This is a genomic window from Bacillus sp. TH19 (genome assembly GCF_016651075.1).
GTDB classification, from domain to species: Bacteria; Bacillota; Bacilli; order Bacillales; family Bacillaceae_G; genus Bacillus_A; species Bacillus_A mycoides.
The window spans coordinates 1,098,178-1,120,857 of record NZ_JAEKEO010000007.1; the positions used below are offsets into that span (position 1 = coordinate 1,098,178).

Annotated in this window: 22 protein-coding genes and 1 other annotated feature; of the genes, 20 read left to right on the plus strand and 2 right to left on the minus strand. The window is 37.1% G+C overall.

Annotated elements, in window-relative coordinates; all coding sequences use genetic code 11:
• Window positions 1-28: 28 nt before the first annotated feature.
• Complete coding sequence (locus JFU54_RS09445) at window positions 29-445, minus strand: organic hydroperoxide resistance protein (protein WP_002015349.1); 417 nt, start codon at window positions 443-445, stop codon at window positions 29-31.
• A gap of 2 nt (window positions 446-447) precedes the next feature.
• Window positions 448-900, minus strand: coding sequence for a MarR family winged helix-turn-helix transcriptional regulator (locus JFU54_RS09450; protein WP_002034199.1), 453 nt, complete (start codon window positions 898-900; stop codon window positions 448-450).
• A 417-nt stretch (window positions 901-1,317) separates the two neighbouring features.
• Here JFU54_RS09450 and hemA point away from each other — a divergent pair, with 417 nt between their 5' ends.
• The 20 genes from hemA to JFU54_RS09550 all read left to right on the plus strand — a co-directional run bounded on the left by hemA (window position 1,318) and on the right by JFU54_RS09550 (window position 22,667).
• On the plus strand, window positions 1,318-2,649 hold the full coding sequence (gene hemA / locus JFU54_RS09455) for a glutamyl-tRNA reductase (protein WP_002129273.1): 1,332 nt from the start codon (window positions 1,318-1,320) through the stop codon (window positions 2,647-2,649).
• Window positions 2,650-2,666: 17 nt separating this feature from the next.
• Window positions 2,667-3,500, plus strand: coding sequence for a cytochrome c biogenesis protein (locus JFU54_RS09460; RefSeq protein ID WP_002015354.1), 834 nt, complete (start codon window positions 2,667-2,669; stop codon window positions 3,498-3,500).
• 15 nt (window positions 3,501-3,515) lie between these two features.
• A complete protein-coding gene (gene hemC, locus JFU54_RS09465; protein WP_002034194.1) occupies window positions 3,516-4,445 on the plus strand; it encodes a hydroxymethylbilane synthase in 930 nt (309 codons plus the stop codon).
• A gap of 2 nt (window positions 4,446-4,447) precedes the next feature.
• Window positions 4,448-5,200 carry a uroporphyrinogen-III synthase gene (hemD, locus tag JFU54_RS09470; RefSeq protein ID WP_002129270.1) on the plus strand — a complete coding sequence of 251 codons (753 nt, stop codon included), beginning with the start codon at window positions 4,448-4,450 and terminating at the stop codon, window positions 5,198-5,200.
• Between the two features lie 20 nt (window positions 5,201-5,220).
• On the plus strand, window positions 5,221-6,210 hold the full coding sequence (gene hemB, locus JFU54_RS09475) for a porphobilinogen synthase (RefSeq protein WP_002015358.1): 990 nt from the start codon (window positions 5,221-5,223) through the stop codon (window positions 6,208-6,210).
• Entirely contained in the window at window positions 6,210-7,499 is a 1,290-nt protein-coding gene (hemL, locus tag JFU54_RS09480; protein ID WP_002034163.1) for a glutamate-1-semialdehyde 2,1-aminomutase, read from the plus strand. The genes hemB and hemL overlap by 1 nt, the downstream gene beginning before the upstream one ends.
• A gap of 79 nt (window positions 7,500-7,578) precedes the next feature.
• Entirely contained in the window at window positions 7,579-8,586 is a 1,008-nt protein-coding gene (spoVID, locus tag JFU54_RS09485) for a stage VI sporulation protein D (RefSeq protein ID WP_002015360.1), read from the plus strand.
• A gap of 72 nt (window positions 8,587-8,658) precedes the next feature.
• Window positions 8,659-9,684, plus strand: a complete 1,026-nt coding sequence (gene ysxE, locus JFU54_RS09490; RefSeq protein WP_002165030.1) for a spore coat protein YsxE — start codon at window positions 8,659-8,661, stop codon at window positions 9,682-9,684.
• A gap of 134 nt (window positions 9,685-9,818) precedes the next feature.
• Window positions 9,819-10,050, plus strand: a binding site (T-box leader).
• A gap of 38 nt (window positions 10,051-10,088) precedes the next feature.
• Entirely contained in the window at window positions 10,089-12,734 is a 2,646-nt protein-coding gene (locus JFU54_RS09495; RefSeq protein ID WP_002129263.1) for a valine--tRNA ligase, read from the plus strand.
• Window positions 12,735-12,828: 94 nt separating this feature from the next.
• Window positions 12,829-14,130, plus strand: coding sequence for a bifunctional folylpolyglutamate synthase/dihydrofolate synthase (locus JFU54_RS09500; protein ID WP_002129261.1), 1,302 nt, complete (start codon window positions 12,829-12,831; stop codon window positions 14,128-14,130).
• Between the two features lie 164 nt (window positions 14,131-14,294).
• Window positions 14,295-15,257: a hypothetical protein gene (locus JFU54_RS09505; RefSeq protein WP_002129259.1), complete on the plus strand. Its 963-nt coding sequence runs from the start codon at window positions 14,295-14,297 to the stop codon at window positions 15,255-15,257.
• A 219-nt stretch (window positions 15,258-15,476) separates the two neighbouring features.
• Window positions 15,477-16,052: a Maf family protein gene (locus tag JFU54_RS09510; protein ID WP_078213503.1), complete on the plus strand. Its 576-nt coding sequence runs from the start codon at window positions 15,477-15,479 to the stop codon at window positions 16,050-16,052.
• Between the two features lie 51 nt (window positions 16,053-16,103).
• Complete coding sequence (radC, locus tag JFU54_RS09515) at window positions 16,104-16,781, plus strand: DNA repair protein RadC (protein ID WP_002015368.1); 678 nt, start codon at window positions 16,104-16,106, stop codon at window positions 16,779-16,781.
• 158 nt (window positions 16,782-16,939) lie between these two features.
• Window positions 16,940-17,959 (plus strand): cell shape-determining protein MreB, encoded by a 1,020-nt coding sequence (gene mreB, locus JFU54_RS09520; RefSeq protein ID WP_002015369.1) that lies wholly within the window; start codon window positions 16,940-16,942, stop codon window positions 17,957-17,959.
• 41 nt (window positions 17,960-18,000) lie between these two features.
• Complete coding sequence (gene mreC, locus JFU54_RS09525) at window positions 18,001-18,852, plus strand: rod shape-determining protein MreC (protein ID WP_002129256.1); 852 nt, start codon at window positions 18,001-18,003, stop codon at window positions 18,850-18,852.
• 14 nt (window positions 18,853-18,866) lie between these two features.
• Window positions 18,867-19,412 (plus strand): rod shape-determining protein MreD, encoded by a 546-nt coding sequence (gene mreD / locus JFU54_RS09530; protein ID WP_002015371.1) that lies wholly within the window; start codon window positions 18,867-18,869, stop codon window positions 19,410-19,412.
• Between the two features lie 35 nt (window positions 19,413-19,447).
• Window positions 19,448-20,134 (plus strand): septum site-determining protein MinC, encoded by a 687-nt coding sequence (minC, locus tag JFU54_RS09535; protein ID WP_002015372.1) that lies wholly within the window; start codon window positions 19,448-19,450, stop codon window positions 20,132-20,134.
• Between the two features lie 2 nt (window positions 20,135-20,136).
• Window positions 20,137-20,934, plus strand: a complete 798-nt coding sequence (gene minD, locus JFU54_RS09540) for a septum site-determining protein MinD (RefSeq protein ID WP_000503308.1) — start codon at window positions 20,137-20,139, stop codon at window positions 20,932-20,934.
• A 133-nt stretch (window positions 20,935-21,067) separates the two neighbouring features.
• Entirely contained in the window at window positions 21,068-21,814 is a 747-nt protein-coding gene (locus tag JFU54_RS09545; RefSeq protein ID WP_002034147.1) for a M23 family metallopeptidase, read from the plus strand.
• Window positions 21,807-22,667 (plus strand): M50 family metallopeptidase, encoded by an 861-nt coding sequence (locus JFU54_RS09550; RefSeq protein ID WP_002088816.1) that lies wholly within the window; start codon window positions 21,807-21,809, stop codon window positions 22,665-22,667. Before JFU54_RS09545 ends, JFU54_RS09550 begins: the two co-directional genes overlap by 8 nt.
• Window positions 22,668-22,680: the final 13 nt, after the last annotated feature.

Here is a 22,680-nt window from a genome sequence, read left to right on the forward strand (position 1 = left end):
CGCGCGTTTTTTTTTATTTACTAAACTTTTAGCGTACGTTTAATGTAACTTCAATATTTCCTCTTGTTGCTTTAGAGTAAGGACATACACCGTGAGCGGCTTCTACAAGTTCTTGTGCTTCGGCATGAGAAACACCAGCAACATGTACGTCAAGTACAGCAGATAGTCCGAAACCACCATCTGTATCTTTACCGATAGAAACGTGTGCAGTCACTTCTGTACTTTCCACCTTCATACGTTTTGTACGAATTACAAGTTGTAATGCACTATCAAAGCAAGCTGCATAACCAGCTGCAAATAATTGTTCTGGATTTGTTGCTTCTCCGCCTGCGCCACCTAGTGCTTTTGGCATTTTTACATCAAGATTTAATATGCCATCATCTGAAACTACCTTACCGTTTCTTCCACCTGTTGCTGTTACTGAAGCAGTATATAATTTATCCATGTTTATTCCCCTTTTCTGTCATTAATTTTTTTCATTGTTTCAATTAACGTGTTTAATTGGATTAATAAAGAATGATATTCTTGCTCTGTAATGCCTAAATTTGTAGCCATCGTTGTTGGTAATGAACAAGCTATTTCTTTTAAATCTTTACCTTGTTTTGTTAATTCAATACAAACTTTTCGCTCGTCTTCTTTTGAACGAACACGTTGTACAAGTTTTAATGATTCCATACGTTTTAACATAGGTGTTAAAGTACCAGAATCTAAAAATAGACGTTCTCCAATTTCTTTTACTGTTAGTCCGTCTTGTTCCCAGAGTACGAGTAAAGTAATGTACTGGGGATACGTAATGCCCATTTCTTCTAAATAGGGGCGGTAAAAACGGGTAACCTCTCTAGAACAAGCGTAAATAGAAAAACAAAGTTGGTTATCTAGATGCAAAGGATTTTCTTTCATAGGCAACTCCTTGTATTTTTAAATTGTGCACAATTTAATTTTGTAAAACCAATATAACGAAAAAGAAATACAATGTCAAATGCATTGCATCGAGAAAGTGAGTACTATATTTTGGAACAATCATACATATTTTCCTTCATGATGAAAGAAGATAGAAAAGATGATGTTATAATTAATATGGAATAGTTTCCATCACTTGATTATGAGGACTTTTTTTGGTAACGTACAAATAGAGTTGTTATTTTATAATTATTATAAAGTAGAAAGTTCTTTATTAATCTTACTGAAGCTCCTTTATTACATATGGAGAATAAATAAAAAATAATCAGTTGTTCACACGATTGTCAGATTCATAAGAGGAAAGTTGTATTATGATAGTAGATAAAGTGATAAAACGGGTGAAGGGGGACATGCTGCGTGCATATTCTTGTTGTTAGTGTAAATTATCGAACAGCCCCTGTAGAATTTCGTGAGAAACTCACATTTCAGGCAGCAGAGCTAGAGCAAGCAATGACTACATTACAAAACCAAAAGAGCGTGCTAGAAAATGTCATTGTATCAACTTGTAATCGCACTGAGATTTACGCTGTTGTCGATCAATTACACACGGGACGGTATTACATTAAGAAGTTTTTAGCTGATTGGTTTCAGCTTGAAATAGAAGAAATCGCACCATACTTGTCTATTTTTGAACAAGATGGCGCAATAGATCATTTATTCCGCGTAACGTGCGGTTTGGATTCTATGGTTGTTGGAGAGACGCAAATTTTAGGTCAAATAAAAGATAGCTTTTTAGAAGCACAACAAGTAAAAGCGACAGGTACAATTTTTAATGAGTTGTTTAAGCAAGTGGTTACGTTAGCAAAACGTGCGCACTCAGAAACAACGATTGGTGAAAGTGCGATGTCTGTTAGTTATGCTGCTGTTGAGCTCGGAAAGAAAATATTTGGCGATTTAACAGATTGTCATGTACTTATTCTTGGTGCGGGTAAGATGGGTGAACTTGCACTGCAAAACTTATACGGAAGTGGAGCTCGTAAAGTAACGGTTATGAATAGGACGCTTACGAAAGCGGAAGTGATGGCTGAGAAATATATGGGACATGCAAAGCCTTTAAGTGAATTGCAATGTGCATTATTAGAAGCGGATATTTTAATTAGTTCAACGGGTGCATCAGAATATGTCATTACGAAAGAAATGATGACAAAAGTAGAGAGAATGCGCTCTGGTCGTCCGTTATTTATGGTTGATATTGCAGTACCACGTGATATTGATCCGGCGATTGATGAATTAGAAGGCTCTTTCTTATATGATATCGACGATCTGCAAGGTGTAGTTGAAGCAAACCGTGCTGAACGTTTAAAAGAAGCAGAGAAAATTCAATTTATGATTGAAGAAGAAATGGTTTTATTTAAAACGTGGTTAAGTACGCTAGGTGTTGTACCGTTAATATCAGCTCTTCGTGATAAAGCGCTAGCAATTCAAAGTGATACGATGGAAAGTCTTGAGCGAAAAATACCAAACCTTAGTGATCGTGAGAAAAAAGTAATTAGTAAACATACGAAAAGTATTATTAACCAATTGTTAAAAGACCCAATTTTAGTAGCTAAAGAATTAGCTGTTGAAGAGGGAGCTGGCGAAAAATTAGCTTTATTTGCGAAGATTTTTGATTTAGAAGTGGAAGAAGCGGGAAATACGGAAGAAGTAGAACATAAAAGAGCGTGGACACCATCCGTTCCATCTTTATAACTTGGAAGGATGATCGGATGAGTTTTTTAAATAACAGTATTATTTATCATATTGCAATTATTTTATATGCTTGTAGCATTAGTTTATATTTTATAGATTATTTCCAAAGTAACCGAAAGGCGAACCGCTTTGCTTTTTGGTTACTTTCGATTGTATGGGTTCTGCAGTCTATCTTTATGTTGCTTAGGGCTACAGATTCAGAAACGAATCCTATTTTAACTTTATTATCAGGGATTTATTTTTATGTTTGGTTATTGATTACGATGTCATTAGTCATTAATCGATTTATGCGTATTGACTTTTTAGTCTTTTTTACAAATGTTGTAGCATTTGGCGTAAGCGCTTTTTCTATTTTTACACCGCTCGGGAAGATGTCGCCAGTACTTGCAGAGCAATTAGTTTCAGAACTTGTATACGTGCATGTCGGTATGGCGATTATTTCTTATGCAACGTTTACTGTATCGTTTATTTTTTCTATTATGTATTTATTGCAATACCGACTATTAAAAAAGAAAAAGTGGAATGCGAGATTAAGAAGATTAGGAAATTTGCCGAAGCTTGAATCTATGTCTTACGGATTAAATTTATTTTCTGTTCCGTTTTTCTTATTAGCAATTATATTAGGATGCATATGGGGATATACAAAATTGGATAATTTCCATTGGTATGATACGAAAGTAATTGGGTCTTTTGTCGTTCTATTTGTATATTGCGTGGGCTTATATTTACGAGCAGCAGATGTGTTGCAAGGTAAGAAAATTGTGCAGTGGAATATCGGGGCATTTCTCGTAATGCTAGTTAACATTTTTCTATTAAGCAGTTTATCTAATTTCCACTTTTGGTATTTATAATGAGGAGAGAGAATTATGCGCAAAATTATTGTAGGTTCACGAAAGAGTAAACTAGCATTAACACAAACTAATTGGTTTATTGATCAATTAAAAGCGCTTGGTTTACCATATGAATTTGAAGTGAAAGAAATCGTCACAAAAGGTGATGTTATTTTAGATGTTACTCTTTCAAAAGTAGGCGGAAAAGGTTTATTTGTAAAGGAAATTGAACATGCGTTACTTACGAAAGAAATTGATATGGCTGTACATAGTATGAAAGATATGCCAGCTGTACTTCCAGATGGATTAACGATTGGTTGTACGCCAAAGCGCGTTGACCCTCGTGATGCTTTTATTTCTAAAAACGGAGAATCGTTTAAAGACTTAGCAGAAGGCGCGATCTTAGGAACGAGTAGTTTGAGACGTAGTGCACAACTACTAGCTGCGAGACCAGATTTACAAGTGAAATGGATTCGCGGGAATATCGATACACGCTTACGTAAGTTAAAAGATGAAGATTACGATGCAATTATTTTAGCGACAGCTGGATTACAGAGAATGGGCTGGGACGGAGAAGTTATTACAGAACATTTAGATGAAACGTTATGTGTACCAGCCGTAGGACAAGGTGCATTAGCGATTGAATGTCGTGAGGATGATACGGATTTACTTCAGTTGTTAGCGCATATTAATGATGCAGTAACAGAAAGAACAGTGGCTGCTGAACGAGTATTTCTTCATAAACTTGAAGGTGGATGCCAAGTTCCAATCGCTGGATATGCAACTCTTAAAGAAAATGATGCAATCGAATTAACAGCGCTTGTCGGTTCTATGGACGGTTCTGTTTTATTGAAAGAGATAGTAGTAGGTAATGATCCGAAGCAAGTTGGATTAGAGGCTGCGGACCGTTTAATTAAACAAGGAGCAAAAGAGCTCATCCTTGCTGCAAATAAGGAGCAACAATAAATATGAACGCTCTCGCTGGCAAAACAGTATTGATTACACGTGCCCAGCACCAAGCGAAACAAATGAGTGTAGCAGTGAAAGAAAGGAGCGGAATTCCATTGGAAATTCCGCTTTTGCGTATGGAAGGTACGTCTCATAGGCAAATTCAACATATAGCAGGGCAGCTACATTCGTATGACTGGGTTATTTTCACGAGTAAAAATGGTGTAGCTTTTTTTCTAGATGGTTTAGAAACAAAAATACCATTAACTATTAAAATCGCTGCGGTAGGCGTGAAAACAAAATTAGAGTTAGAAAAAAGGGGCTATCAAGTTCATTTTGTTCCGACCTCGTTTGTTGCAGAAACATTTGCCGAAGAGTTTCTAAAAGAGTTAAGTGGAAACGAGCGTATTTTATTTCCGAAAGGGAATTTAGCAAGAGATGTAATCCCGGTTAAACTTAGGGAGTTTGGTGTTTTTCTAGATGAGTTAATTGTATATGGTACGAAGGTGAATGTAGAGAAAAAACAAGAACTTATAACAGCATTGAAATTAGGGGAAGTAAATATTATTACATTTACGAGCCCTTCAACTGTTGATAGTTTTGTTCGTTTACTTGAGGGTACAAACTGGAGAGAATGGACGAAAAAATGTACAATTGCTTGTATAGGGCCTATTACGGAAAAAGAGGCGAACCTCTATTTTTCACATGTTATTGTGCCAAAAGAGTACACTGTAGAAGCATTACTGCAATGCATTTGTGAATCTATAAAATAAAAGAATGGGGATAGAAATCTATGAATTCTTTACAATTTAATCGTCATCGTCGTTTAAGACAAAGCGGGGGCATGCGTGCGCTTGTACGTGAAACATTTTTACATACAGAAGATTTTATTTACCCTATTTTTGTATTAGAAGGAGAAAATACTCGTAATGAAGTTCCTTCTATGCCAGGCGTATATCAAATGTCTTTAGATTTATTGCAAGCTGAAATGCAAGAGGTCGTTGATTTAGGTATTCGTTCTGTTATTGTATTTGGTTTACCTGCTGAAAAGGACGAAGTTGGATCATCGGCATATTGTGAGCATGGAATTGTACAGCGTGCAATTAAGCAAATTAAAGATGAGTTCCCAGAGCTAGTAGTAGTTGCAGATACATGTTTATGTCAATTTACAAGCCATGGTCATTGCGGTGTTATTGAAGATGGCGTTATTTTAAATGATGAGTCTCTTGCAGCTCTTGCAAAAACAGCTGTAAGTCAAGCGAAAGCAGGGGCAGACATTATTGCACCATCTAACATGATGGACGGATTCGTAACAGCAATTCGCCATGCATTAGATGAAAATGGTTTCGCGCACGTACCAGTTATGTCGTACGCTGTGAAATATTCATCAGCATTTTACGGACCGTTCCGTGATGCAGCACATGGCGCACCGCAGTTTGGTGACCGTAAAACATATCAAATGGACCCAGCGAACCGTATGGAAGCATTCCGTGAAGCAGAATCAGATGTAATGGAAGGGGCCGACTTCTTAATTGTAAAGCCAGCTCTTTCTTATCTAGATATCGTTCGTGATGTGAAAAATAACTTTAACTTACCAGTCGTTGCTTATAACGTAAGTGGTGAATATTCGATGATTAAAGCAGCAGCACAAAATGGTTGGATTAATGAAAAAGAAGTTGTACTTGAGAAATTAATTAGCATGAAACGCGCAGGAGCAGACTTAATTATTACGTATCATGCAAAAGATGCAGCAAGATGGTTACAAGAAGGAGGCGCTAAATAATGAAAAAATTTGATAAATCGATTGCGGCGTTTGAAGAGGCTCAAAATTTAATGCCTGGAGGCGTAAACAGCCCTGTCCGTGCTTTTAAGTCTGTTGGTATGAATCCGCTGTTTATGGAGCGCGGAAAAGGCTCTAAAGTATATGATATCGATGGGAATGAATACATCGATTACGTATTATCGTGGGGACCTTTAATTCATGGTCATGCGAATGATCGTGTTGTTGAGGCTTTAAAAGCTGTTGCTGAAAAAGGAACAAGCTTTGGTGCACCAACAGAAATTGAAAATAAATTAGCGCAGCTTGTTATCGAGCGTGTACCATCAATTGAGATTGTGCGTATGGTTAACTCTGGAACAGAGGCGACAATGAGCGCGCTACGTTTAGCTCGTGGTTACACTGGACGTAACAAAATTTTGAAATTCATTGGTTGTTATCACGGTCATGGTGATTCTTTATTGATTAAAGCAGGTTCGGGTGTAGCAACGCTAGGTTTACCAGATAGCCCTGGTGTACCAGAAGGTGTAGCGAAAAATACGATTACAGTAGCGTATAACGATTTAGAAAGTGTAAAATATGCTTTCGAACAATTCGGTGATGACATCGCTTGTATAATTGTAGAACCAGTGGCAGGGAATATGGGTGTTGTTCCCCCTCAACCAGGGTTTTTAGAAGGACTTCGTGAAGTGACAGAGCAAAACGGTGCACTACTTATTTTTGATGAAGTAATGACAGGATTCCGTGTTGCTTATAATTGTGGACAAGGTTACTACGGTGTAACTCCTGACTTAACTTGTTTAGGTAAAGTAATCGGTGGTGGCTTGCCGGTAGGAGCATACGGTGGGAAGGCAGAGATTATGCGTCAAGTTGCACCAAGCGGACCGATTTACCAAGCTGGAACATTATCGGGTAATCCACTTGCAATGACAGCAGGTTATGAAACGTTAGTGCAGTTAACGCCAGAATCATATGTGGAATTTGAGCGTAAAGCAGAAATGTTAGAGGCTGGACTACGTAAGGCAGCTGAAAAGCATAATATCCCGCATCACATTAATCGTGCAGGTTCTATGATTGGTATTTTCTTTACAGATGAGCAAGTTATTAATTATGATGCAGCAAAATCTTCAAACTTAGAATTCTTTGCAGCTTACTATCGTGAAATGGTAGAACAAGGTGTATTTTTACCACCTTCTCAATTTGAAGGTTTATTCTTATCGACAGCACATAGTGATGCAGATATTGAGGCGACAATTGCGGCGGCCGAAATTGCAATGTCAAAATTAAAAGCATAATTTCTTAGAGAAAATCGCTTTCCATTAGGGGAGCGATTTTTTTTATTCATAAAGTAGCCTTAGGGAACATAAATCTGTAATGACATATAGTTTGGGAGGGGGAAAAGAAGTGGCAACAGATCATTCATTACGATTTTCATTAAAAGAATCTGTTTGGTTCCAGAAGGGACAGGAAGTCGAAGAACTTTTGTCAATTTCGTTAGATCCAGACGTTGAGATAGAGGAGCTCGATCATGAAGTTATCGTGAGGGGGCAATTAGATTTAACGGGAGAGTATGTTGCAAGGCAAGATGATTCAGCTTATTCATTAAGAGAGCTATCACCAGCAAAGGCAATTGATTATGTAGAAACAAGGGCAGACGGGGTTAATGAGCTTGTCCATTCCTTTCCGCTCGAAATATCAATTCCAAGAAATCGAGTGAAAGTAATTGAAGAATTATATGTATCAATCGAGGAATTTGATTATGAATTAAAGGAAAATGGTTGCTTACAACTATTAGCGGATATATCTATTACAGGTTTATGTGACGAAGAAAGAACCGAGGATGAAGAGGAAGAGACGGTGTATGCCGAGTTGGAAGCTGATTCAGCTGAAGAAGATGAAAGTAGACCTGCGCCGCACGAAGAGGTACCAGCCTATAAAGAATCAGATGGATGGGAAGATTATGCATTTGAGCCGTTTCAGTTAGAAGAAAGAAAAGAGCAAGAAATAGAAGAAGAGGAATTAGAAGAACATGAACTTGTGGAGCGTGAAGAGGAGCAAGAAAAGACGCCACAATTTGAATTGTTCGGGCGGAAAAATTTCAAGAAAGAAAAAGCGAAAAAGCAGGAAGAGCCAGAGGAAGAAGCATATTCACAGCGAGATGAAAATGCACTTTATTTAACGAAATTATTTACGAAAGAACCAGAAGAAGAATTTACGAAGTTAAGAATGTACTTCGTACAAGAAGGAGATACAATTGAATCGGTTGCAGAACGTTATGAAACGACTGTACAAAGCTTATATCGTGTAAATCAATCAGAAGATATATATTTAACTACAGGGCAAATTATATATATTCCTGTTTCAAAAGCAACAGTGAAATAAGTGAGTGAGTTTTTTCACTCACCTCTTTTCTTTTCCTAGAAGCTATGTTTTGAATAAGAAAGGGTTATTCGTATGGATATTGAATTACGAAATCGCTATGAACCCATTGTGAGGCAATATAGATTGGACACTCAGCATATGGAAGAGCACGGAAGTGTAATGAAAATTTATACGAATCAAGGTCCGTATGCGTTAAAGAAAATACAAGATAGAAAATTAGAGCGGAATAATTTTTTACACCATATTCAATATTTGAAGGAGAAAGGTTTTTCGAATTATGTACCTATCTATCACACGACGGACGGGAATTATGTTTTAAGTGATGGGGCTTATAGCTATTATTTAATGCCTTGGTTAGAACGTGCGGAAGGAAATGGCGAAGATAATGATCAATACCATAAGATGTTTCAAACGCTCGGGACGTTGCATCAAAAAACGGTGAAAGAGGAGACTTATACAGAAGAAGATTTAGAAAAACATTATACAAATATATCCGACCGTTGGGAAAATGATGGTGAGATATTAGAAGAGTTTCTTGTAGAATCAGAAGCGAAGTGGTATATGTCTCCATTTGAATTACAATATTGTACGTATTATCACCACGTTATGAGAGCACGTGAGTTCGCAACGAAACAATTAAGTGAATGGCATGATGCAATGAAAGAAAAGGAAAAAACACGTACTACTTTCGTTCATGGAAATGTATCGCTTAATCACTTTTTATTTGATTATGAACGAAACGGTTATTTTATTAGTTTAGAAAAGTCTCAGTTTGCTACACCGGTACAGGATATCGTCAGCTTTTATTCAAGGTCTTTGAACACATATCCAATTGCGCGGAGCGACCGCTTTGAATGGTATCAAATGTATCAAAAAAATTTTCCATTTACGAAAGAGGAGCAGCTTCTTATGTTTGCGTATATGACGTACCCGTCGCATTTTATTCGGCAAATTCAGTCGTATACGAAAAGAAGAAAGAGTCGTAATGAAGAAAATGAGCTTCGCGGGGTAAAAATTCTGCAGCAATCGCATTGGCTCATTAGTAATACAGAATATTTCCTTTCGCAATTACAAGCTGCCCAGCAAGGGAACGGATAAAGAAGATAAGTAGGGAGAACCCTGCTTATCTTTTTTTATTAGTTCCATAAAGAGATAAAAGCCGTAGTTTCAAATTTATCTTGACGAATAAGGTTTCGTTTTTTACACTATTGTATATAATAATTAACAATCACATAAATGCATTGAAGGGGAAGAGTATAACATGAAACGTCTTCAGAGAGGGGAACCATTGGCTGGGAGGTTCTCTAGATAGTTATGTTAGAAGGTAGCCCTGGAGCATCTTTTCTGAACGGAATGATTCTTATTAGGAAAAGACGGATTTGTCCGTTATCAAATTAAGAGTATAAGCAAATTCTGAATTTGTTTGTAAATAAAGGTGGTACCGCGATGTCCCTCGTCCTTTTTTGGATGAGGGGCATTTTTTATTTTAAGGAGGGAAAATAATGTCAAACACGGAAAATAATTTACCAACTAAATATGATCATATGTCCGTTGAAGAAGGCCTTTACAAGTGGTGGCTTGAAGGCAAATATTTCGAAGCAACAGGAGATGAGAAGAAACAACCATATACAATTGTAATTCCACCTCCGAACGTAACTGGTAAGTTACACTTAGGTCACGCTTGGGATACGACGCTTCAAGATATTTTAACTCGTACAAAGCGTATGCAAGGTTACGATGTATTATGGCTTCCAGGAATGGACCATGCTGGTATCGCAACGCAAGCGAAGGTAGAAGGAAAACTTCGTGAAGAAGGTATTTCACGTTACGATCTTGGTCGTGAGAAATTCCTTGAAAAAGCTTGGGAATGGAAAGAAGAATACGCTTCTCACATTCGTCAACAATGGGGAAAAGTTGGTTTAGGACTAGACTATTCTCGTGAACGCTTCACATTAGACGAAGGTTTATCTAACGCTGTTAATAAAGTATTCGTTCAATTATATGAAAAAGACTTAATTTATCGCGGTGAGTATATCATCAACTGGGATCCAGCAACACGCACAGCTCTTTCTGATATTGAAGTAATTCATAAAGAAGTTCAAGGTGCATTCTACCATATGAACTATCCGTTAACAGACGGTTCTGGTCACATTCGCCTTGCAACTACTCGTCCAGAAACAATGCTTGGTGATACAGCGGTAGCAGTTCATCCAGAAGATGATCGCTACAAACATTTAATCGGAAAAACAGTTACACTTCCAATCGTAGGCCGAGAGATTCCGATTATTGCTGATGAATACGTAGAAAAAGACTTCGGAACAGGCGTTGTGAAAATTACACCAGCTCATGACCCGAATGACTTTGAAGTAGGTAACCGTCATGACTTACCACGTATTTTAGTAATGAACGAAGATGGAACGATGAACGAAAAAGCTGGTAAGTATAACGGTATGGATCGTTTCGAATGCCGTAAAGAGTTAGTGAAAGACTTACAAGAAGCTGGCGTATTAGTAGAAATCGAGCCTCATATGCACTCAGTAGGTCATAGTGAGCGTAGCGGTGCAGTTGTTGAGCCTTATTTATCAACACAATGGTTCGTAAAAATGGCTCCACTTGCAGAAAAAGCGGTAGAACTTCAACAAAAAGAAGAAGAAAAAGTAACGTTCGTACCAGAGCGTTTTGAAAACACATACTTACGCTGGATGGAAAACATTCATGACTGGTGTATTTCTCGTCAATTATGGTGGGGACACCGCATTCCAGCTTGGTATCATAAAGAAACTGGTGAAGTATACGTAGGTACAGAAGCGCCAGCAGATCTTGAAAACTGGAATCAAGATAATGACGTGCTTGATACATGGTTCAGTTCAGCATTATGGCCATTCTCAACACTTGGCTGGCCGAATGAAGATGCAGCAGACTTTAAAAAGTTCTATTCAACAGATGCTTTAGTAACTGGTTATGATATCATCTTCTTCTGGGTATCTCGTATGATTTTCCAAGGTTTAGAGTTTACAGGAGAGCGTCCATTTAAAGATGTATTAATTCACGGTTTAGTTCGTGATGAGCAAGGACGTAAAATGAGTAAATCTCTTGGTAACGGTATTGATCCGATGGATGTTATCGAGAAGTACGGTGCAGATGCGATGCGTTACTTCTTATCAACAGGAAGTGCACCAGGTCAAGATTTACGTTTCAGCATGGAAAAAGTAGAATCTACTTGGAACTTCATTAATAAAATTTGGAACGCATCACGTTTCGTATTAATGAACATGGATGACATGAAGTATGAAGAAATCGATTTAACTGGTGAAAAATCAGTTGCAGATAAGTGGATTTTAACTCGCTTAAACGAAACAATCGAAAGTGTAACACGTAACATGGATAAATATGAGTTCGGTGAAGCTGGTCGTTCATTATACAACTTCATTTGGGATGATTTCTGTGACTGGTACATTGAGATGGCGAAACTTCCACTATACGGTGAAGATGAAGCAGCTAAGAAAACAACTCGTTCGATTTTAGCTTACGTATTAGACCAAACAATGCGTCTATTACATCCATTCATGCCATTTGTAACAGAGAAAATTTGGCAGCATTTACCGCATGAAGGCGAGTCTATTACAGTAGCAGCATGGCCAACAGTTCGCGAAGATTTACAAGATAAAGAAGCGGCAGCAGAAATGCACCTTCTAGTTGATATCATTCGCTCTGTTCGTAACATCCGTGCGGAAGTAAATACACCAATGAGCAAAAAAGTTCAAATGCAAATTAAAGCAAAAGACGAGGTAGTACTAGCTCAGCTTACGAAAAACAGTTCTTACATTGAGCGTTTCTGTAACCCAAGTGAACTAACAATTAAGATTGATTTACAAGCGCCAGAAAAAGCGATGACTGCAATCGTATCAGGTGCAGAGTTATTCTTACCGTTAGCTGATCTTATCAATCTTGATGAAGAGAAAGCGCGTCTTGAAAAAGAACTTGAGAAGTTCGATAAAGAAGTAGAACGTGTACAGAAGAAACTTTCAAACCAAGGATTCGTAGCGAAAGCTCCTGCAGAAGTTATTGACGGAGAGCGTGCGAAAGAGCAAGATTACCTAGAAAAACGCGAAGCGGTTCGTCAACGTCTAGCGGATCTTGAGAAATAAAAATGTTTTTCAGAGACTCACTATATTGGTGAGTCTCTTTTCTTTGCGTATAATAGAATTAAGAAGTTTGTCTTTTGAAAGGGGAATAGCAAACGTGATACATACATACGAAGAAGCGATAAACTGGATTCATAGCCGATTGAAATTTGGGATAAAACCAGGGCTAGAAAGAATGCAATGGATGTTAGAAGAACTCGGAAATCCAGAGCGTCATATAAAATGTGTTCATCTTGCCGGCACAAATGGAAAAGGTTCAACTTTAACATATATGCGCTACATGTTAGAAGGCGCGAAATATAAAGTAGGAACGTTTACATCGCCTTACATAGAAACATTCAATGAACGTATTAGTGTAAACGGAATACCGATTGCAGATGAAGAGATTGCGGAACTTGTAAATATGGTAAAGCCAGTCGTTGAAAAATTAGATGAGACGGACTTAGGAGAAGCGACTGAGTTTGAAATCATTACAGTAATGGCAATTTATTATTTCGGTAAAGTTAATTTCTGTGATGTTGTTTTATTTGAAACGGGGCTTGGGGGAAGATTTGATTCTACAAATGTTATTCATCCGGTTCTCACGATTATTACGAATATCGGCCACGATCATATGCATATTTTAGGCAATACACTAGGAGAAATTGCATATGAAAAGGCAGGGATTATTAAGTCTGGTGTTCCAGTTATTACTGGTGTGAAAAATGAAGAAGCATTGCAAGTAATTCAAAAGGTTGCTAAGGAAAATCATGCAAGCTTATATGAACTTGGAAAACAGTTTACAACACTACATAAACATTCTAATAAAGATGGGGAACACTTTGATTTTGATTGTCCATTTGCCTCGTTTGAAAATGTTCGGATTTCAATGAAAGGCATTCACCAAGTAGGCAATGCAGCACTAGCGCTTATGGCAGTAATGTATTTAAAAACATATTTATCATTTTTAATTAATGAAGAGGAGATGAAAGTTGGCTTACAAGAAGCATACTGGATTGGTCGATTTGAAAAGTTACAAAGTAATCCAGATATTATAATAGATGGTGCTCATAATCCAGAAGGTATTGAAAGTCTTGTAAAAACAGTAGAGGCACATTATAAAAAGAAGAATGTAATAGTTTTATTTACTGCTCTTGGTGACAAACAGTTACATAACATGGTAGGGCAATTAGAAAAAGTTGCTGATGAAATAATATTTACGACGTTTGCCTTTGATCGTGCCATTTCTGCTGACAAGCTTGCATCGTATTCACAACAAGAGTCAAAATTAGTTTTTGAAGATTGGAAAGAGGCAATTGATACAAAGGTTGACAGGATAGGAGAACATGATGTTTTTATCATAACAGGTTCTTTGTATTTCATTTCCGAAGTTAGAAAATATATTCGCGAGAAAAACTAGATAGTCTTTGCTATCTAGTTTTTTGTTCTACAAATGAAGTCAAATGCATACATATAAGATAATAATATAGGGTTATTTGACGAATTCCTCTGACAAATATCTCGTTTTTTTGTGGAATGAATATGATATGATGCGGACAATGACAAGAGGTGAGGTGTGAGTGTATGGACAAGCAATCACGAACGATCTCGGTGAAAGTAAATGGAACAGAAGCGAAGTATGAGGAAAAAAAGAAGGATGAGTTTGACTGGATGATAGCAGAAAGTGAGAGACCGAAAAATGTAGTTCCGTTTCAAAAAGCGAAATCAGTATCTATGGAAAAATATCGAAAGAAGTGGAGCAATACAATAATCGCAATCGTTGCAACTGCAATAATTATCGGTACTGCATTTGGGATGGGTATGATTCATTTATTAACTGGACAAGGGACGACAGGAGAAGGTAAGGTAACGGCTTCGAAGCAGACAGGTAATGAGGAACAAAAGGTGGGTGGAACGGCAGAACAAACACCAACACCGAAAGAGGAAAAACCAAAGGCACAGGTAGGAACGTCATTAGAACCAATGAAACTATTTTTCGTTCAAGGAGGGCTTTATTCCTCTGAAGAAAAAGGACAGGCTGCTATTGAAGAGTGGAAAAGTAATGGGGGCGTGGCTACTTTGAAACCGAGTGGTGATAAGTATGCGTTAGTTGTTGCTATTACGAGCGATGAACAGGCTGTTAATCAATTAATAGATCAGTATAAGCAAGATGGTGTTTCAGTTTTGAAAAAAAATTGGGATATTACAGATAAAGCATTGCTCAAAAATGATAAAGAAGTAGGAATGTTTTTAGCGAAAGTGCAGCCATTATATACTCATTTAGCAAAATATGTGTCCAGCGTACAAACTAGTGGAAAAAGTAATCCAAAAGATATAGAAGCGATTCAAAAAGAGTGGAAAGCTATGGAAAAGGAAGGGAAGAGTATGAAGCGTGAAGATGCAAAGAAGCTTTATACGTATACGTCAATAGCGGTGCAAACGATTAAGGAAGGGAAGAGCGATAAGGAATCTGTAGCTAAATTAAATCAAGTTATTATTGATGGTATACTTTCGTATGAAAAAATGGTTTCACAAAAAGTGAAATAATAGGATAATGAAATGACGAAGAAAGAAGTACATATACTTCTTTCTTTTCTTTTGAATTTAGAACAAAGTGCTTTCTGTATGGGCAGCATATAATCGTATTTAAAAAGAACTATTATTTTGTTTAGAGAAAATGATATTTCTAGAATTTGTGGGGAAACTATTCCTTTGATACGATTGATTTGAATTATTCTGCTTCATGTGAGAAGGGAAGGAGAAAATATGAGGGAAATTATTTTAGCTTCAGGGTCACCTAGGAGGAAGGAACTGCTTGAATTAGCAGATGTGCCATTTGAAATCGTTGTTAGTGAAGTAGAAGAGACGATTGGTGCATATTCATCACCTTCTGATATTGTTATGTCGCTTGCTTTGCAAAAAGCATCTGCTGTGGCAGAAAACCATAGTAATCACGTTGTACTAGGTGCAGATACAATTGTTACATATGATTCGCGTATTCTTGGAAAGCCGTCTAATGAGGCTGAGGCGAAAGAAATGTTACGATTATTATCGGGGAAAACACACGAAGTATACACAGGTGTTGCAATTATATCGAAAGAAAAAACGGTAACTTTTTATGAACGTACAGAAGTAACATTTTGGGGATTAACAGAAGAGGAAATAGACGTATACGTTGCATCGAAGGAACCACTTGATAAAGCAGGGAGCTATGGAATTCAAGGTAAAGGGTCTATTTTTGTTCAACATATTCAAGGGGACTACTACAGTGTAGTTGGCTTGCCAATTGCGCGTCTTGTCCGTGAATTAAAACAGTTTGATAGCGATGTAACCCATGCGTAAAATTGCATGGGGTTTTCTTTAGGAGAAATCGTAAAAAAAAGGGGTGGAGAGATGAACGGTATTCGTGATGTTGTGAGAGAAGAACAGCCACGGGAGCGTTTATTGTTAGAAGGAGCAGGAAGTTTATCGAATCGAGAACTTCTTGCAGTTTTACTCAGAACGGGTTCTAAAGAAGAAACGGTGTTAACGTTATCAGATAATATTCTCCATCATTTTGACGGCTTACGAATGTTAAAGGATGCAACGTTAGAAGAGATGATGAGCATTCATGGTGTTGGGATTGCAAAGGCGTCGCAGCTTATGGCTGCTTTTGAATTAGGTAGAAGAATGGTACGTTTAGAATATCAAAATAGATATAGTATTCGAAGTCCAGAAGATTGTGCGAGTTATATGATGGAAGAGATGCGTTTTTTGCAACAGGAGCATTTTGTTTGTTTATATTTGAATACGAAAAATCAAGTTATACATAGGCAAACTATTTTTATTGGAAGTTTAAATACGTCGATTGTGCACCCAAGGGAAGTTTTTAAAGAAGCGTTCCGTCGGGCAGCAGCCTCTATTATATGTCTTCATAACCATCCCTCAGGAGATCCGGCGCCGAGCCGTGAAGATATTGAAGTTACAAAACGATTAGTAGAATGTGGTCGAATTATCGGAATTGAAGTACTTGATCATATCATAATAGGTGACCATAAATTCGTGAGTTTAAAGGAAAAAGGTCATATTTAAGACTATTCTTTTTACTTATTTTGTTTTATAATGTGATTTATGAGTTTTTTGTAGAAAATTATCTACAAAAAGGATGCAGATATAAAAAAACGTACTGTTTTTATAAATATAAAGTAAGAAAAATGAGTCCGTGAAAATAAGAAGGGAAGATAAATGATATGTTTGGATTTGGTGGATTTACTCGCGATCTTGGAATAGACTTAGGAACAGCGAATACGCTTGTATATGTGAAAGGGAAAGGTGTAGTTTTACGTGAACCTTCAGTAGTAGCATTACAAACTGATACGAAACAAATCGTTGCGGTAGGTAGCGATGCAAAACAAATGATTGGTCGTACACCAGGAAACGTAGTGGCACTTCGCCCTATGAAAGATGGTGTAATTGCTGATTACGAAACAACAGCAATAATGATGAAATACTACATTCAACAAGCTCAAAAATCAAATGGATTCTTCTCACGTAAACCATACGTAATGGTATGTGTACCATCTGGTATTACAGCTGTAGAAAGACGTGCAGTAATCGATGCGACTCGTCAAGCTGGTGCTCGTGATGCTTATCCAATCGAAGAGCCATTTGCAGCAGCAATTGGTGCAAACTTACCTGTTTGGGAGCCGACTGGTAGTATGGTTGTTGATATCGGTGGTGGTACAACAGAAGTTGCAATTATTTCTTTAGGTGGTATTGTAACAAGTCAATCAGTTCGTGTTGCTGGTGATGATATGGACGATTCAATCATTCAGTACATTAAGAAAAGCTACAACTTAATGATTGGTGAAAGAACAGCAGAAGCACTAAAATTAGAAATCGGTTCTGCAGGCGAGCCAGAAGGTATTGAGCCTATGGAAATTCGCGGTCGTGATTTAGTAAGTGGTTTACCGAAAACAGTACTAATTCAACCAGAAGAAATTGCAGATGCATTAAAAGATACAGTAGATGCAATTGTAGAATCAGTTAAAAATACGTTAGAAAAAACTCCACCTGAATTAGCAGCGGATATTATGGACCGCGGTATCGTATTAACGGGTGGCGGGGCATTACTACGTAACTTAGATAAAGTTATTAGTGAAGAAACAAATATGCCAGTTCTTGTTGCAGAGGATCCATTAGATTGCGTAGCAATTGGAACGGGTAAAGCATTAGACAATATCGACCTTTTCAAAACTGCTGCTCGATAATATTGCAAAATAAAAATCAATGAAATTAAGAGGGTGTGAACGTGCCACAGTTTTTCTTAAACAAAAGATTAATTGTTTTGTTAGTTAGTATTATTCTTCTCGTGGCATTGATTGGAATCTCATTGAAAGAACGGAACAGTTTATCATGGCCAGAGCAGTTTATAAAAGATACTGTCGGTGTTGTAGAACGTGTATTCCAAAAGCCAGCGAATTATGTTGCCGGATTCTTCGAGAATGTAGAAGATGTAAAGCGCACGTATGAAGAGAATAAAAAGCTGAAAGCAAAATTAGATTCTACCGCAGATTTATCTGCCGTAGTGAAAAATTTAGACGATGAGAATAAAAAACTACGAGAATTAACTGGTAAAGAAAAGTCCCGTGGTGATTATACGGAAGTACAAGCTAGTGTGGTTTCTCGTAATCCCGATAAATGGTACGATTTAGTTGGAATTGATAAAGGAGCACAGCAAGGGATCAAAAAAGATATGGCTGTTGTAACTCCGAAAGGTTTAGTTGGACGCGTAAAAAGTGTATCTCAGTTTACATCGTCAGTAGAGTTGTTAAGTTCGATGAGCCGAACAAACCGTGTTTCTGCTATTGTACAAGGACAAGAAAATATCTTTGGATTAATTGAAGGTTACGATAAAGAAAAACAACTACTTCTTTTCACAAAGATTAGCTCTGATGCAGAGGTACAAAAAGATCAACTAGTTGTAACATCTGGACTTGGTGATATCTTCCCTAAAGGTCTTGCGATTGGGAAAATTGTTGATGTTCAGCCAGATCCATACGGTTTAACAAAAACGGCTTATGTAAAACCATCCGCTGATTTGAATGATGTAGAGCATATTATAGTTGCAAAACGTGATATGCCTACAGCGCCGTTAGAATAGGAGGGAGAGAAGAGATGATGACGATTTTAAAAAGAGCAGCTCTTCCTCTTTTGCTCCTTTTTGTTTTTTTATTTGAAAATATGTTCTCTACTGTTGTTCCAACAGACGTCTTTTGGAAAGGCAGTATAGCAGCACCGCATTTCTTTATAATTGTGTTATGTTTTATTACAGTGTACTATAGTCCGGTTCAAGGGATTTACTACGGACTATTATTTGGTTTCTTATTTGATACCGTATACACGGAACTTGTCGGTATATATATATTTGCTTATCCGATTTTAGCTTATTTAGTTTATAGTGTGATGAAAGTATTACAATTGAATTTATTTATTGTCGCTTCTATCGTACTGGCTGGCATTGCAGCATTAGAGTATTATGTGTATGGGTTTTTAACTTTGTTAGGACGTACTCACATGTCAGCATCTGTCTTTTTCACAGATCGTCTCCTTGCTACTTTATTGCTAAATGGAATTTTCTTATTAATAGTTTGTTTCCCACTGAGACGATATTTAGTGCGTCTTTCAAAAGCGATAGAAGAAAAAGAAAAAAGGATTTTCTAATTTTATGTCGAATTGAATCGGTGGGGTGAACTTTAGTGGAAGAAAAAAAGCAACAAAATGTAACGATAAAAGGGACAAAAGATGGAATAACACTTCATTTAGATGATTGCTGTTCATTCTCTGAGCTACTAAAAGAATTGGATGAAAAGCTTTCTACACATTACTATGAGAGTGACGGACGTTCTTTAATTGAAGTGCGTGTTAAAGTAGGAAATCGCTATTTAACAGAAGTACAACAAGAAGAGATTCGTACGTTAATTCGCAATAAGAAGAACCTTGTTGTAGAATCAATCGAAAGTGATGTTATAACAAAAGCAGAAGCAATAGCTTGGAAAGAAGAAACAGAAATTGTCCCTATTTCCAAAATTGTTCGCTCTGGACAAGTGTTACATGTAAAAGGCAATTTATTATTAATTGGAGATGTTAATCCAGGCGGAACGGTTATCGCTGGGGGGAATATTTTTGTCTTGGGATCATTAAGAGGAATTGCACATGCGGGGTATGATGGAGATTCAGAAGCTGTTATTGCTGCATCTATTATGAACCCTATGCAACTCCGAATTAGTGATGTGACAATGCGGGCTCCGGAAGAGAAAGAAGACGGAGCAGAGGCGGCAGAATGTGCGTACATTAATGAGAATAATCACATTGTTGTCGATCGCCTGCAACTTCTCACTCATCTTAGACCTAATTTAACAAAGTTAGAAAGGGGAATTGTATAGCTGTGGGAGAGGCAATAGTAATTACATCTGGAAAAGGCGGAGTAGGTAAAACTACAACGTCTGCGAACATTGGTACAGCCCTTGCGTTATCTGGAAAAAAAGTGTGTTTAATTGATACAGATATCGGTTTACGCAATTTAGACGTAGTAATGGGGCTAGAAAATCGTATTGTATTTGATCTTGTTGATGTCGTTGAAGGGCGTTGTCGTTTACCTCAGGCTCTTATTAAAGATAAGCGTTTTGATGATCTTTATTTATTACCTGCAGCACAAACGAGCGATAAATCGGCGGTAACACCTGAACAAATGGATGAATTAATACAAGTATTACGTCAAGATTATGATTACATATTAATTGATTGTCCTGCGGGGATTGAGCAGGGGTTTAAAAATGCAGTAGCAGGTGCGGATAAAGCAATCGTTGTAACAACACCAGAAGTATCCTCAATGCGTGATGCGGATCGTATTATCGGGCTTTTAGAGAAAGAGGATATTGAACCACCGAAACTTGTAATTAACCGTGTGCGTAGTCATATGCTTCATGAACAGGATATGTTAGACGTTGATGAAATTGTACGTACACTGTCAATCGAGCTTCTTGGAGTTGTCGAGGATGATGATGAAGTTATTCGTGCTACGAATACAGGTGAACCTGTAGCGCTGCAACCTAGCGGGAAAGCAGCAATAGCTTATCGTAATATTGCAAGACGCTTGTTAGGTGAGAATGTACCATTACAAGCATTTGAACAAGAAAAAGTATCGGTATTTACAAAGATGAAAAATTTCTTTGGAATCCGTTAAAAGCACTTCGCATAAATGCGGAGTGCTTTCTTTTTTCTTCGCATGAATATCTTCCTTCTATAACTCATACATATGTACAAACTGTATATAACTGTTTCTATTTGAATAAGGCTAACGAAAGAAAGGAGACAGTATGAAGAATAGACGTGTGGAAGAAATTAAAAAGCGGATTGCGAAAAGGAAAGCAGAGCAAGAATTGCTAGAAGAAGAGCAGTATTTTGCGGGAGGAGATTTTGATAGCGAAACGGTCTTTATTGAAGAGGGGGAGAAGGAAATTCATCCTCTATTTCGAAAAGAAGTTTTTCTCTTCAAAGTTTTGCTATCAGCAATATTAGTTCTTTCGGTTGCTATTTTATTTAAGAACGCACCTTCTTCTTTTGATGGTACTAGAGCTGTTACAGAAAAAGTTATGCAAGAAGAATTTCAATTTGCTACTATATCGAAATGGTATGAAAATCAGTTTGGAAAACCTCTCGTGTTCTTTTCTCCAAATGAGAAAAAAGAAGAGGCTATTCAGCAAAAGGATTATGCGATTCCTGCCTCTGGAAAGGTGATGCAAGGATTTCAAAAAAACGGCCAGGGTGTATTTGTTCAAACGGCTACAAATGCAACGGTGGAGTCAGTAAATGAAGGTATAGTTGTTTTTGCGGGCAAGAAAGAGGAACTTGGAAATACAGTTCAAATTCAGCACGCTGATGGTACGGAGTCATGGTATGCAAATTTAAATGATATGTCAGTAAAATTATATGATTACGTTTCAAAGAAACAAAAAATTGGAATAGTGAGTAATGATGAAAATAATAAAAATGGCAAATTTTATTTTGCAATAAAAAAGAATGAAAAATTTATTGATCCAATTCAGGTGATTTCATTTGATTAAATATAGGGATGTTTTCACGAAAATTTCTGTGCATCCGTTGTTTTGGGTTATTATTGTCATTGGTATTTTTACAGCACGTTTTAAAGAGTTACTATTACTATTTTGTATCGTTTTAGTTCATGAACTTGGGCATGCTTTTGCCGCAGCGTATTATAATTGGCGTATTAAACAAATTCAGCTTTTGCCGTTTGGTGGCGTAGTTGAGATGGAAGAACATGGGAATAAATCTTTAAAAGAAGAATTAATTGTCGTTATGGCGGGGCCAATTCAGCATATATGGATGATTGCGGTCGCTTACATTTTGTATAAAGCGGGCTGGGTAACTGACGATTTGTACCATTTCTTTGTATGGAATAATGTCATTATTTTAGGGTTTAATTTATTGCCTATTTGGCCACTTGATGGTGGAAAAGTATTATTTAATGTATTATCATATCGTTTTCCCTATTTACAAGCACATGAAAAGATGATGAAATTGTCATGTGTTTTTTTTAGTGTAATATTAGGATGGCAGTTACTTTGGAATAGTAATAACATTATGATGTGGGTATTACTCGTTTTTCTAGCGATTTCTTTATATCAAGAATGGAAACAAAGACGGTACGCATTTATGCGTTTTTTATTAGAGCGTTATTATGGGAATAAAAGAGATATTGAAAAAATAGCACCTATTGAGGTGAAAACGGAAGATCATTTATATACGATTTTCACAAAATTTCGCAGAGGATATAAACACTCTATTATCGTCCATGGAAAATATAAAGAGCATTACACATTGGACGAAAATGAATTGTTGTATGCGTATTTTGCTGAAAAACGAACAACCTCATCTGTTGAAGAATTAATTGGTTAGTGTTGACGACGAC